General features: G+C 50.8%; 12 protein-coding genes. All 12 read left to right on the top strand.

Annotated elements, in window-relative coordinates; all coding sequences use genetic code 11:
• Positions 1-2: 2 nt before the first annotated feature.
• The 12 genes from GWC94_RS12200 to GWC94_RS12145 all read left to right on the top strand — a co-directional run bounded on the left by GWC94_RS12200 (position 3) and on the right by GWC94_RS12145 (position 14,250).
• Positions 3-1,532, top strand: coding sequence for a RagB/SusD family nutrient uptake outer membrane protein (locus GWC94_RS12200; RefSeq protein ID WP_161835297.1), 1,530 nt, complete (start codon positions 3-5; stop codon positions 1,530-1,532).
• A gap of 14 nt (positions 1,533-1,546) precedes the next feature.
• Positions 1,547-2,272 carry a hypothetical protein gene (locus GWC94_RS12195; protein WP_161835296.1) on the top strand — a complete coding sequence of 242 codons (726 nt, stop codon included), beginning with the start codon at positions 1,547-1,549 and terminating at the stop codon, positions 2,270-2,272.
• A 152-nt stretch (positions 2,273-2,424) separates the two neighbouring features.
• A complete protein-coding gene (locus GWC94_RS12190; protein WP_161835295.1) occupies positions 2,425-4,572 on the top strand; it encodes a glycoside hydrolase family 31 protein in 2,148 nt (715 codons plus the stop codon).
• Complete coding sequence (locus tag GWC94_RS12185; RefSeq protein WP_235918523.1) at positions 4,545-6,476, top strand: alpha-L-fucosidase; 1,932 nt, start codon at positions 4,545-4,547, stop codon at positions 6,474-6,476. The genes GWC94_RS12190 and GWC94_RS12185 overlap by 28 nt, the downstream gene beginning before the upstream one ends.
• Before the next feature lie 16 nt (positions 6,477-6,492).
• Positions 6,493-7,875: a polysaccharide lyase 6 family protein gene (locus GWC94_RS12180; protein WP_161835294.1), complete on the top strand. Its 1,383-nt coding sequence runs from the start codon at positions 6,493-6,495 to the stop codon at positions 7,873-7,875.
• Between the two features lie 79 nt (positions 7,876-7,954).
• A complete protein-coding gene (locus GWC94_RS12175; RefSeq protein WP_161835293.1) occupies positions 7,955-9,385 on the top strand; it encodes an alpha-L-fucosidase in 1,431 nt (476 codons plus the stop codon).
• Positions 9,386-9,420: 35 nt separating this feature from the next.
• Complete coding sequence (locus tag GWC94_RS12170; RefSeq protein WP_161835292.1) at positions 9,421-10,530, top strand: glycoside hydrolase family 88/105 protein; 1,110 nt, start codon at positions 9,421-9,423, stop codon at positions 10,528-10,530.
• Positions 10,531-10,650: 120 nt separating this feature from the next.
• Entirely contained in the window at positions 10,651-11,115 is a 465-nt protein-coding gene (locus GWC94_RS12165) for a YqgE/AlgH family protein (protein WP_161835291.1), read from the top strand.
• A gap of 51 nt (positions 11,116-11,166) precedes the next feature.
• Positions 11,167-12,435, top strand: coding sequence for a serine hydrolase domain-containing protein (locus tag GWC94_RS12160; RefSeq protein ID WP_161835290.1), 1,269 nt, complete (start codon positions 11,167-11,169; stop codon positions 12,433-12,435).
• A 72-nt stretch (positions 12,436-12,507) separates the two neighbouring features.
• Positions 12,508-13,305, top strand: a complete 798-nt coding sequence (locus GWC94_RS12155) for a glycerophosphodiester phosphodiesterase (RefSeq protein WP_161835289.1) — start codon at positions 12,508-12,510, stop codon at positions 13,303-13,305.
• A gap of 51 nt (positions 13,306-13,356) precedes the next feature.
• Positions 13,357-13,512, top strand: coding sequence for a hypothetical protein (locus GWC94_RS12150; protein WP_161835288.1), 156 nt, complete (start codon positions 13,357-13,359; stop codon positions 13,510-13,512).
• 288 nt (positions 13,513-13,800) lie between these two features.
• On the top strand, positions 13,801-14,250 hold the full coding sequence (locus tag GWC94_RS12145; protein ID WP_161835287.1) for a glycine zipper domain-containing protein: 450 nt from the start codon (positions 13,801-13,803) through the stop codon (positions 14,248-14,250).
• The last annotated feature ends 73 nt before the right edge of the window (positions 14,251-14,323 follow it).

The following is a 14,323-nucleotide window of genomic DNA, read 5'->3' as shown; positions in this document are numbered from 1 at the left end:
CCATGAAAAAGAGTATCTATAGCATAGCGATCATTGTAACCATCACGCTGGGAACGGCATGCACAAAGTTCCTGGACCAGAAACCATTGACCGATGTGCCGGCAAACGAATTCTTCAAGTCATTGAAGGATATCAATGCGGCGCTGGCGGGGATATATGCCTCGTTTCAGCAGGAGATGACCGGTGACGGAAGCAACGGTTTTACCGGTAACTATTTCTCCTGGGGCGATATGCGCTCGGATAATTTTGACGACAATGGCCAGTATGCAAGTGCCTCGTATAAACAGCTGGCGCAAAACACACTGACATCCGGCAACGCCTCGGCCAACTGGACGGGTCTCTACCGTACGATCGGTCGCTGCAATATGGCGATCAGGTATATTCCGCAGGCGGCATCTTTCGATAACAATGCAACGACAACGGCGGTGAACAATGCGCTGGCACAGGCTTACGCGATGCGCGCACTGTGTTATTTCCAGATCGTTCGCGTATGGGGCGATGCGGTGGTATGGACCGAGCCATACCTTGATGTAACACAGGCCGATCAGAAGCCAAGAACCGATAAGGTGAATGTGATGAAAGAAGTGGTGGTGCCGGATATCGATAAAGCCTATTCGCTTATTCAGAAAAACCAGACACCGGTTGTATGGAATATCGGCGAAGCTGCCATCTGCGCGATCGGCGCCGATATTGCTATGTGGAAGAGTCACGACGGCAAGATCTTACCTGATTACGCGAAAGCGAAAACATGGATCGCCAGCCTGTTTGCCGCCAAAGGATCCGGCGGAAAAGTGTTTGCCGGTGTATCGGGCAACGACCTGGAAGCCACCGCAGACTGGAAAAGGAATTTTCTTTCGCCTTCAGGCGGCAGGGAAGCGATCTGGAGCATTCACTGGGATTATACCACCAATGGCTGCGCCTGTTTGCCGGTAACGGTGGGGGCCTCCAACAACTGGGCAAAATTTGATTCTACGGTTACTGCCGACTGGAAAAAATCAAGATCGGATATCCGTGTGGCGCAGACCATCGATACGCTGACCGGTTTGGGGCATAACGACAAACTGCTGAAATACCTTCCGCTCACCGGACAGTTCTCAGGCAATACACCCGCGTTGCAGTACAACGAATACCTGACCATGTTCCGGCTGGGCGATGTATACCTTACCTATGCTGAGGCACTGAATAAAACGGGCGATCTTACCAACGCCCTGAAATACCTCAATTTTATCCGTGTCCGGGCAGGTCTGCCGGCATATGCGGCAACAGATCCCGCGGTAAGCGCGGCCAATATGGAGAACACCATACTCACCGAACGCCGCTGGGAACTGTATGGGGAAGGGAAACGCTGGTTTGACCTGGTAAGGACCGGCACGGTAACAACCGTGATGGATCCGGTACTGAAACAACGGCAGGCAAGACTGGGCACACCGCAGACCGGTTTCGGCACGGATATGAATAAAATACTCTGGCCTATCTACAGAACGGTGCTGGAAGACAATAAAAAACTGGTACAGAACCCATCCTATAACTAATTCAACTGCTGCATATGAAATTCAGAAACCTACTTACCGCAACGATGTTAACGGCAGTCTGCGCCGCGGCACTGTCTTCGCTGACGGGCTGTAAAAAACTCGCCCTGCAAAAAGATTATAGCCGGGTGATGGATACCGTAGACGCGCATGTGAATATGAGCGCCTGGGACTACCTGAAAAAACGCGCCCTGGGAACGGTATCCAGTGACCAGATATGGAAGACATTTTATGATGCGATCCTTTACAGCGAAATAGACACACTCGAGTATACCAAACCGAACAGAACCTATATTTTCCTGAATACGGAAGCCATCACCCGAACCAACAATAACCTGGCCGATGTAGGCATATACGCCGCCATACAGGTGAACGGAAAGAATGGCACAAAGCTGACCGATTATCCCAAAGCCTTCCTGAAGAACTATCTTTCCTACCTGATCATCGACGGCGTATACAATCACTATACCTTACCTCCGGCTAACCCGCTGGAAGTAAAAACGCTTGCGCCGGCGGGATCGTTCAGCAGCCTGCCCGCAGGACTGACGTACAATTCATCCTATCCTTTTTATCCGAACAACGATTCGAAAATGAAATTGAAAGTGCTGAATTCATCGCCTTCCAATACCTCAGACTATCCGATTGTGATCAATGAGAGCAGGAACGTCAGAACCAGCAGTATACTGGCCACCAATGGAACCATTCATGCAGTAGACAGGTTTGTAACAACCGTAAATCCGTAATTGGCTTTTCGGGGTTTTCTATACGAGTTGGTAAAAAAGGAAATCGGCTTCGGCTGGTTTCTTTTTGTTTCACCAGATAACGGAATGACAGACCAATATTTGCACGTACGCGAAAACCTGATTAACTTATTTGCATAATATTCAGCAGCGCTATGATCCTGAAACAAATTACCTGCACTCTGTTTTTCTTTCTATGCTGTATCGGTCTGTTTGCCCAAAAGATCAGCTGGACAAAACTGGCACCCGGCATATGGAAAGGAGTCATCGGTTCGCCGGAACCATACGATCTGGTAAAAGCTTCCGGGGCTGTACCCAATACCGCCGCGATCGCTGAAATAGGCGAGGCGGTGTTTCCGCTGAACCCAGCGCAGATAACCGGTGCGCTTTCGGATGGAAAGACCTTCCTGACATTTCCCCTGAACCGCAACGAACAGTTATACGGGTTTGGTCTGAACTTCCAGACCGTGCACCAGCGGGGCAGGATACTGGAACTGCATATGGATCATTACGGGGGAAAAGACAATGGCCGTACGCATGCGCCGGTGCCCTTTTATGTTTCCTCCAATGGGTATGGTGTATTCATCAACACGGCACGCTACCTGAAAGTATATGCCGGAACAGGTGTAAGGCTTGACAGCGAACACCCGCCCGTTGCCAAAGACAGGAACACAGACAAAACCTGGAGTGCACGTCCGTATTCCGATAATGTTGAGATGCTGGTGCCGGCCGCAGGTGTGGAAGTATATCTTTTTGCGGGGCCAACCCCGATGGAAGCCGTTCGCCGTTTTAACCTGTTCAACGGCGGCGGCGTATTGCCGCCGCGCTGGGGATTGGGATTTACACAGCGTGTACAGCGTTTATACAATGCGGATGATGTAATGAATGAAGCAAAAGCTTTTGAAGAAAAAGGATTCCCGCTGGATTTTATCGGGCTGGAACCCGGATGGCAAAGCAAATCCTACCCCGGAACTTTTGAATGGGATAAAAAACGTTTTCCTGATCCAAAGAAATTTGTGAGCGATATGATGGCAAAGAATATACGGCTCAACTTATGGATCAATCCTTATGTATCGCCGGATGCTTCGTTCTACAAACAGATCAAGCCTTATGTTGGATCGCATACCGTTTGGGTTGGCGCTGTTCCCGACTTCTCGATGAAAGAAGCGAGATCCGTTTTTTTTGACCAGTTGAAGAAAGACCAGGTTTCGATCGGTGTCAGCGGATACAAGATCGATGAAGTGGATGGCTACGACCATTACCTGTGGCCGGATGTAGCCCGGTTTCCTTCGGGACACAGCGCCGAACAGATGCGCCAGACCTACGGGTTGCTGCTGCAGCGGTATTCTTTCGATATGTACCGCCGGATAAACAAACGCACCTACGGCCTGGTGCGGGCAAGCAATGCCGGCGGGGTATCGATGCCCTATGTGATCTACAACGATTACTATAACCACGAGGATTTTATCACGGCCCTGATCAACAGCGGGTATGCAGGCGTATTGTGGACACCCGAAGCACGCGCATCCAAAACAGCGGAAGAATGGCTGAGAAGAATGCAGACCGTTGTGTTCTCACCCATGGCCATGATCAATGCATGGTCAAGCGGAACCAAACCCTGGTCTTACCCCGAAGTTGCCGGCCAGGTAAAACAGATGGCCGAACTGCGTATGCAGATGATGCCTTACTGGTACAGTGAATTCGCCAAGTATCATTTCAAAGGTATTCCGCCATTCAGGGGAATGAGTCTGGAAGAAGGATTCAAACAGGACGCAAGGAAACAGGCGGTAAATGAAAACCTGGAGGAGAATCCTTATGCAGAAGCTGTTTCCAAAGAGGTGAAAGACCAGTATATGGCGGGAGAATATTTACTGGTGGCACCTTTGTTTACCGGGCAAAAAACAAGAAAGATCATACTGCCCAAAGGCAAATGGTATGATTTCTACACCGGCGACTATGCAGGCGATGGAGAGATCATTACGGTAACACCGGGGCTGGATAAAATTCCTGTTTATGTAAAAGACGGAGGTATTATACCGATGATGCCCGTACGCCTGCATGCACCCGGGGCAGGAGAGAAGTACGACCTGGAAATACGTTATTACGGTTCCAGACCCGGAAGCTATAAGCTGTACGATGATGACGGAGAAACATTCAACTACGAAAAAGGCGAATACAGCTGGAGAGAAATAAAAACAACGCTCATTGATGGCATACTGCGGGGAACCCTGTCGGCGCCTGCAAAAGGAAAACCTGATAACATCGGGAACCTGGTATGGAAAAAGATGACCAATACCAAATGAGTAAACGCATGAAGAACGGTTCACAGAAATTAGGTTGGCTATTGATTTGCGCGGTAAGCATCCTATGCAGTACCCGGGTGTATGCACAGGTCAACGGCGATGAAGACAAGGAGATGTTTAACCGTGGTAAGGCAAGAGACCGGCAGGAGACAGATAAGGCGGTGAAGGGCTGGTGGACTGCTTCGATGAAAAACCGCGACCGGCGCATTGCCTGGTGGCGTGAGGCAAAATTCGGGATGTTTATTCACTGGGGTATCTATTCCGGACCCGGTGGCGAATGGAAGGGGAAGAAAGTGAGCGGCTATGCAGAGCACCTGATGCGCAAAGAAAAAATCTCGCGGGCCGAGTACCTTGACCTGGCGCATATTTTCAGTCCCGTAAAATTCAATGCGGACGAATGGGCGGCGCATGCAAAACGCGCCGGCATGAAATACCTGGTCATCACAGCCAAGCACCACGACGGTTTTGCCATGTACGATTCAAAGCTGTCCGATTTCACGATCATAAAGCAGACCCCTTTCAAACGCGATCCGATGAAAGAGCTGCGGGAGGCCTGCAAAAAGCAGGGCATCCGGTTTGGATTTTATTACTCACATGCTTTCGACTGGGAACATCCGCAGGCGCCGGGGAATGATTGGGAATATAAAAACCCGGGAGGCGATCTGAATTTACATGGTGGCAGGGACTGGTATGACCTGCATCCCGACTTATTGGAGAAGGCCAAAAAATATGTGGATGAAAAAGCCATCCCGCAGATCAGGGAACTGCTGAACAACTATCATCCGGATATCCTCTGGTTCGATACACCACATAAACTACCCCTGTCTGAGAACATCCGGATACTGCAGGCTATACGTGAAACGGATGGCAATGTTGTGGTTAACGGAAGACTGGTGAGGAGCGCGGAGGCCAATTTCGGCGATTATAAAAATACTGCCGATCGTCCAGCAGAGTTTTTTCCCGTTACAGGCGATTGGGAGGCAATACCCACCACGAACGAAAGTTATGGTTACCATACATACGATAACTCACATAAACCGGTGGCACATTTTATTCAGTTGTTGGCCAGCGCCGCATCAAGAGGCGGAAACCTGCTGATGAATATCGGGCCGAAAGGGGATGGCGCTTTCGATACAAAAGATCTTGCTATCCTGGATGGTATTGGTGACTGGATGCAGCGGAACGGTGAAAGCATATATGGTACGGTTGCTTCTCCCTTGCCATTACAGAACTGGGGTGTTTCAACAATGAAAGGAAACAAACTGTACCTGCATGTATTCCATTTTCCGGCAGATGGAAAACTGCATGTGGGTGGGTTACGATCGGGTATCGTTTCTGCCCGTTATGTAACGGCGCCTCAGCAAAAAATCGGGTTTTCCCGGGTATCGCCAACGGATTATGTGTTGCAGGTTGGCGCCAGGGCCATCGATACCGTGAATACGGTGATCGTACTGGAAATAAAAGAAAAAATCTTGACCGATAGCATCCGTTATCTTTCTCCGAATATTTCCCAAACCCGTTTGCTGGCTTTCGATGCAACACAGACCGGCAATGGGTTTTCATTTGGTGATGGAAAAACAGACAGGTATTATGTGGAGAACTGGAAGTCGAAGGACCAGTCGCTCAGCTGGACATTCAGAACCACCGCGGAAGCATCTTTCCGTATCCATATGAAATATATCGCAGCGGAGAATGACGGAGGCGCATTCCTGCTGACCTCGGATAGCGGTTTCCGGAAAGAAGGAACGGTCATGGGAGATAAAAAAGCCGGTGTTACCACAAATGACCTGGGAATTATCAGGCTGAAACCGGGTATACATACCCTTACCCTGGCTGCAGTTTCCATTTCCAAAACAGAACTGATGAAAATACTGGAGATCGACCTCGACAAATCACCGGATTAATTTTAATAAGCCGAACATGAAGAAAGCATTCCTGATCGTACTTGTGCTGTTTTGCATAAATGCGTTTTCAAAAGAAATTACCGTTAACAGTATAGCGGCCCTGCAAAACGCGATCAGCGAGGCAAAACCCGGTGAGCTGATCCTTGTTGCCGATGGCATGTATATGACAGATACGGATATTGCCGTAAAAGCAATAGGCACTGCGGAGAAGCCAATAATCATTGCAGCGGCGCATACCGGTATGGCGGAAATTGGCGGTAAATCCGGGTTCAGTCTCTCCGCACCTGCGGCCTATGTAACGATACGGGGATTCAGGTTCACCCACCAGGCATCAAAAGCAAAAACAGGATCGGGAACCCGTTTCTGCCGCTTCACGCAGAACATCTTTGAAACACCGGGCAACGGAGAAAACCTTACCATCGCAGGCACCGATCACCAGGTAGACTACAATTCTTTTCAGAACAAGAACGCCATGGGCCGGTTTCTTGCCATCCGCGGAACCGGCAGTCAGATAGCTGAGCGATTATGGATACACCATAACTATTTCAAATCGCATAAAGACCAGGGTGGCCCCAATGGCGCCGAAGCTTTCCAGTTCGGATTAAGTGGTTTCAGCCTGTCATCCAGCAACAGCATCGTTGAATACAACCTGTTTGAAGACTGCGCAGGTGAAAACGAACTCATCTCTGTAAAAGCGTCGGCTGTTACGCTCCGGTATAATACCATCCGCAATTGCCCGGCCCAGTTTACGCTGCGGCATGGTAACAGGTGCAAAGTGTATGGCAATTATTTTATCAACACACCGGGTCTGCGCATATTCGGAGATGACCACCTGGTATATAACAATTATTTCGAGGGCTGTCATCCCGCCATCACCATCGGCAATGGCGGCGCTGAAGTGGCGGATGGTGCACCCCTGACATCACACGACCGGCCCGACAGGGTATTGATCGCCTTCAACACGCTTGTCGATAACAAGACCAATATTGTTCAGACACCAAGAAAAGACGGACTGGGTTCAACCTATATTTCCGTTATCGCCAACCTGGTACAGGGCGGCGGACCTGCTGCCACGATTTCAGGACCGAATAAAAATGCTGTCTGGAAGGATAATCTCCTCTTCAACACCAACGGGCTCGGCGATCTGCCGGCGGAAGGATCACGGCTGGCAGATCCGAAACTGGTAAAAGACGATCGGGGTATTTTTCACCTGCAGAAGGGTAGTCCGGCGATCGGCGCCATTTCTGCAGACTATAGCATAGATTCGGATATCGATGGGCAGAAGCGCACAAAGAAACTGGATATAGGTGCGGACCAGTATTCAACCGATGCCAAGACGATATGTATACTCCAAACCGCAGATGTGGGACCGGCGGCCGCAGCGAAGTTGTCAAAATGACTGAATGATTGGTAAATACCCGTCTATGCCATACGTTCTTTACATGCTTAATTGCGTATAATACTAATTGTCTGCCGATATGAAAAAATGCCTTGTCTGTTTGTGCTCATTACTGGTTATCCAGTCGCTCTGCGCACAGGAGCTTTCCAAAGACGAAAGAATGAAATGGTGGCGCGAAGCGCGTTTCGGTATGTTTATTCACTGGGGTGTGTATGCCCAGTGGGCCGGTGTATACAACGGTCACGAACAGTTGCGTGGCGGCGCCGAATGGATCATGAACCGTTCTAAAATACCCGTGGCGGAATACCAGGCAAAAGCAAAGGAATTCAATCCCCGGAGCTACGACCCCGACGCATGGGTGCGAATGGCAAAAGATGCCGGCATGAAATACATTGTCATCACTTCCAAACACCACGATGGTTTTGCATTGTTTAAATCCGCGGCCAGCAAGTGGAATGTGGTGGATGCAACAGCTTACGGAAAAGATCTTTTGGCACCGCTGGCGGCTGCCTGTAAGAAATACGGCATCAGGCTGGGGTTTTACTATTCGCATGCGCAGGACTGGAACAACCCGGGCGGCGCGGCTTCACGCAAAGCGGCATCGGAAGGCTGGCTTAATCCCGATTCGGCAAAGATCGATGCCTATACAAAGGAACACAACGGCCACTGGGATCCGGCACAGGAAACCAGCAGCTTCAGCCAGTACATAGACCAGGTGGCTGTTCCGCAGGTGAAAGAGATACTCTCCAACTACGGCGATATTTCCGTATTGTGGTGGGATACACCTACCAATATGACCGATGAAGCAGCAAAGAAACTGCAGACATTGCTCAAACTGCAGCCCAATATCATTACCAACGATAGATTAAAGCGACCGAATTTTCCCGGCGACACAAAAACACCTGAACAAAAAATACCGAAGGTGGAAGAACTCGACGGTCAGGACTGGGAAACCTGTATGACCATGAACGGCACCTGGGGCTTCAGAACATCGGATACCAAATGGAAATCCACGGAAACACTGGTCCGCAACCTGATCGATATCGCATCCAAGGGAGGCAATTACCTGCTGAATATAGGCCCCAAAGCCGACGGAACTTTTCCTGAAGCAAGCATAGAACGATTAAAGGAGGTGGGCAGCTGGATGAAGAAAAACGGCGAAGCGATTTACGCAACAAAAGCAAGTCCCTTACCGCCACTCACCTGGGGCAGGGCAACCAGAAAAGACCAGGCCGATGGTACCACCATCTATCTGTCCGTGTTCGACTGGCCAGTTGATGGCCGGTTGCTTGTACCCGGTCTTTCGAATGCGGTAAGCACCGCCGTATTGCTCGAGGGCGGGCGGCCGCTGGCATTTGAGCAGCAGGCACAGGGTCTTGCGTTGCAGCTGCCGCCGAAACCGGCAAATGCCATTGCAACGGTTATCAGGCTGCAGGTGAAGGGGAATATGAGCACCTGGTTCCCGCCAAAACAAACCGATATGAAATCGGGCTCGATAGATGCGCATTAAAGATTTTTAGCGGCAAAACCAATCAATCGGTTACCATGAAAAAGTACCTGTGTATCGTTTGCGGATGGATGTATGTAACTACATTGGCCGCGCAGTTCGGTAAATGGCCCAAAGGCGCTTCGCCGGAGGAGATCGGTAAACGCGTGGCCTACCATTTTGTGGCTACGCCGCATACCAACTTTGGCAGGCCAACCCCGCCAAAAGTGATCACTTACCCCGAAACATGCACCTGGTACGGTGCGCTGAAATTTGCGGGGGTTACAAAAGACAGGGCATTGCTCGATTCGCTGAAGAATCGTTTTGAAGGATTTTTCGGAGAGAAGAAAACGATGATACCCGTTCCCGATCATGTGGACTATTCGGTATTCGGTTCGGTGCCCCTGGAGTTATATACACAAACCAGGGAACAGCGGTACCTCGATCTCGGGAAAAGCATTGCCGACAAACAATGGGGGCCGCCCGAAGGGCCGCGGGTAAAACCGGAGTCGCACGATTTTTATGCCAGGGGCTTGACCTGGCAGACCCGGATGTGGATAGATGATATGTTTATGATAACCGCGGTGCAGGCGCAGGCATACCGGGCCACCGGCGATAAAAAATACATCAGGCGGGCGGCAAAGGAAATGGTGGTATACCTGGATTCTCTGCAAAAGCCCAACGGATTGTTTTACCACGCACCCGATGTACCGTTCTATTGGGGAAGAGGCGATGGCTGGATGGCCGTAGGCATGAGCGAGCTGCTGCGTTCGCTGCCCGGCGATGATCCCGACAGGCCACGCATCATGAAAGGATATTTGCTGATGATGGCCTCCCTGCTTACCTACCAGGCGGCGAACGGCATGTGGCGCCAGCTGATCGATGATGCGGCATCATGGCCCGAGACCTCGGCAACAGGCATGTTCACTTTTGCCCTGATAACCGGCGTGAAAGAGGGATGGTTAGATAAAAAACGCTATGGTACTGCCGCACGCAAGGGCTGGCTGGCGCTGGTATCACAAATAGACGGTAATGCCGACACCCACGAGGTTTGCGAAGGAACCAATAAGAAAAACGACAGACAGTACTATTTAGACAGGAAACGGAATATAGGCGACCAGCACGGACAGGCACCCGTACTCTGGTGCGCAGCGGCCCTATTGAAATAAAGGCCGGTGCAACGCATGTTCCGTACCTGTGGTTCTTGCCCCGGACTATCCCGAAAACAGTATTAAGAACCCTGCAATCCCGCACTCATGTATCTTTGCATAGCCACCAACCGGTAAGCTATGCAGGTAACCCCAGGTATATTTTTGCAGGCCAGTTCCCTGCTCGACCAGGATTTTTTTGCACAGGCGGTGGTATATATCCACCAGTCGGACGAAACCGGTTGCGTGGGGTTTATCACCAACCGTATCTTCCCCAGGAAGCTGAATGAACTTGCGGAGTTTGCAGGCAGCCAACCCGTTACCCTTTACGACGGAGGTCCTGTAGACAGGGAACACCTGTTCTTCCTGCATAACAGGCCCGAACTGGTTCCGGGAGGCAGACAGGTGGCGGGCAATACCTGGTGGGGAGGCAACTTCAGCAAGGCGATCGCGCTGCTCAATAAAGGACTTATCGGGACCGGTGATATCCGTGTCTGCATCGGCTATTGCGGCTGGGACAAAGATGCTTTGGAGGCCGAGATCGGCGAGGGCAGCTGGCGGGTTATCGAAAACAGGGATCCGGATTTCTTTGCCGGAAACAGGTAGCAGGGCTGCCGTAAAAGCTGTATATTTCAGACAGCCGTACAAACCCAAGCCATGAAAAAAACGATCCTTGTCCTGGTGCCGCTGGTGTTGCTTGCCAGCGCTTTTCAGTTACTATCGCCTGCTGACAAAACAACGCCGGCTAATATTGTTACGAGCAATGTGAAGCAGCGCATCGATGCCACGTTGAAAAATTTTATCGATTCCGGTAAGATAGCGGGCGTTTCCGCGCTGGTTTTCGAAAAAGGCAAAGAAGTTTATTTCGGCGCCTTCGGTTATGCCGATCGAGAAGCAAAAATGCCGATGGACCGCAATACGGTTGTACGTATTTTTTCCATGACCAAACCGGTAACGGGTGTTGCGTTGATGAGCCTGTATGATAAGGGCCTGTTTCAGCTTGATGACCCGCTCTCAAAATACCTTCCCGAATATGCACATATGCAGGTGCTCAAAGCTGTTGATGCCAACGGGCAATTGATGCTCGAACCGGCAAAACGACCCATCACCATCAGGGATATCACGCGTCATACCGCGGGCTTTGCAGGTCCCGATGTGCCTGCTCTGGCCGAACTGGTGCGCAGAACGGATGCAATGAATACCGGCAATACACTGGCCGAAATGTCAAGGAAACTGGCCTCGCTTCCCCTGCAGTTTCACCCCGGAGACCAGTGGGCCTATGGCAATTCGGTGGATGTACAGGCCCGCCTGGTGGAAGTGCTGTCGGGCAAACCGTTCGACAGGTATGTAAGAGAAGCCGTGCTGGATCCCTTGCAGATGAACCATACGCGCTATCTGGTGCCGGACGATAACCGGAAATATTTTGCGGCCTTATACAACCGCAGCGATGACGGAACCCTCACACGCGCCCCGGATGCACAGGCCAATACCTTCAACACAAAAGACTGGCCGCTGAAACCCGGTGGCTACGGACTTACTTCTACCCTGGACGATTACATGAAATTTGCGCAGATGCTGGTCAACCATGGCAGTCTGGGCCGTGTATCCGTTCTCAAACCCGAAACGGTAAAACTGATGGCAACAAGCCATTTGTCGGATACCATTTCCCGGCGCATGTGGCTGCCCAGCAAAGGGCGTGTTGGTTTCGGGATCGATTTTGCCGTGCGCACACAGCCGCCCGCCAGCGCGGAAGAGAACAATGGCGCGGTGGGCGAATTCTTCTGGGACGGCGCGGCCAGCACCGTATTCTGGGTTGATCCGCAAAATGAACTTACCGCCGTATTGTTCACGCAGCTGATGCCGTTTGACCGGGTGAAACTGCACAAACGTTTCAGGGACGCGATATATGGCAGGTACTTGCCCTGATGGATTGATAAGGGACCGGCTGCAGAAGCTTTTTCAGCAGTGTTGAAGAGGAAATAATTCTATCTTTCCTGCATGAAAAAAATCCTGTATTCACTGGTTATTATACTTTTTATTTCCTGCTCAACGGCAAAAAACAATACCGGCAGCATGTCTTCAGGATTCAACCCGGTGGTGGCGCACAGGGGCGCATTCAAGAAAAACGCATTTCCCGAAAATTCCCTGGCATCGCTGCAGGAAGCGATCCGGCTGGGTTGCAGGGGTTCGGAATTTGATGTGCGCATGACGGCAGACGATTCACTGGTGATCAACCACGATCCCGAGTTCCATAAACTGCCGATCGAGAAAACCACGTACAAAGAACTTACTGCGTTTACCCTTTCCAACGGCGAGAAATTTCCTACGCTCAGGGCGTACCTGCTGGCAGGTCTGCAGAACAATCCCGGCACCACGCTGGTATGCGAAATAAAACCATCCACCATCAGCAAGGAGCGGGCAAAGCTCATCGCCGAAAGGGTGTACAGGCTGGTTACGGAGCTGAAGGCAACCGGGCGGGTTGTGTATATCAGCTTCGATTATGATATCCTCAAAAAATTACTCGAGCTCAATCCCAAAGTCATCACCCAGTTCCTCGATGGTAATAAAACACCTGCGGAACTGAAGGCAGACGGCATCAAAGGCGCCGATTACCATTTTTCCGTTTTCAGGAAAAACCCCGACTGGATCACCGAAGCCCGCAAACTGGGCATCGTGCTCAATGCCTGGACGGTTAACGAAGCGGCAGATATGAACTGGCTGCTGGATAACGGGTTTGACCTGATCACAACCAATGAGCCCGAGCTGCTGGCCGATATCGTAAAAAGCAGGAAATAAGGCCCCCGCGCTGGCACAGTTTTTTCGCTTTCCCCGGAAACACCATGGTATATGGAACCAAATTTTTGGGGTGTGGCCGTTTACCTTATTCCGGCATTTGCCCTTGTTTTTTTTCTCGTTAAACGACATGGTCACCAGGAGAAATCCATCGGACATAATACCTACCGCAACTACCGGAAAACCCGGATGGACAAACCGGTGCTGTAAAGATCCCGGACCCGGCTTACACCTGCAGCCCTGCACATGGGTGCAATACAGCAACCTGTGCGGTTGCGGGTATGCGGTGTCTCAGCTGTGATGAAAGCGGCCAAAATGCCCGGGTTCCTTATGTATTCTTTAACAAATTGTGGATTTTTGAGCGGCCGGAAGCAGGAATCATGTAAAAAAATGTGGAATGGGGAATTTTTCAGGAACAAAAAACAGTGAGCGGACGGTTTTGGCATGCTTTTTTAACCAGTACAGGCAAAGAAATTATCGAAACTAAACAACAAACTAATGAAACGAGTAATAGTAGCCCTCAGTACTGCGGCGATCCTCGCAGCATGCGGAGGCAAGCAGGCAGGTGTTGCATCCGTTGACACCACTGCTTTGAAACAGAAAGCCGTAGCTGAAGAGCAGGCTCGGGTTAAGGCAGAAAAACAGGAAAAAGAAGACGAAGCTGCCAGAAGAAGGGCGGCAAGTCCGCGAGTGGTGTATGTTAACCCGCCCGTGGGCAGCAGCGCCAATCCTGTCAGCTCCGGTTCCGGTACCGCTGTTGAACAGCGCAGGGGTATGAGTTCCAGAACCAAGGGCGCATTGATCGGCGCAGGTGCCGGTGCCATCGCCGGTGGTCTGATCGGTAAAAATGCCAAAGGCGCCATTATCGGTGGCGTGGTGGGTGCAGGTACCGGTTATGTGATCGGCCGTGCAAAAGATAAAAAGGCAGGACGTCTTCCTAACCAGTAAGAAACGTTTTTGAGTTTATATAAGACAGGTTTAAGACAAGAAAGCGTAGCGCTTATGCTACGCTTTCATTTTG

Origin of the sequence: Sediminibacterium soli, assembly GCF_009939225.1 — a bacterium.
Lineage (GTDB): Bacteria > Bacteroidota > Bacteroidia > Chitinophagales > Chitinophagaceae > Sediminibacterium > Sediminibacterium soli.
This window is presented reverse-complemented; position numbering and strand designations above follow the sequence as displayed.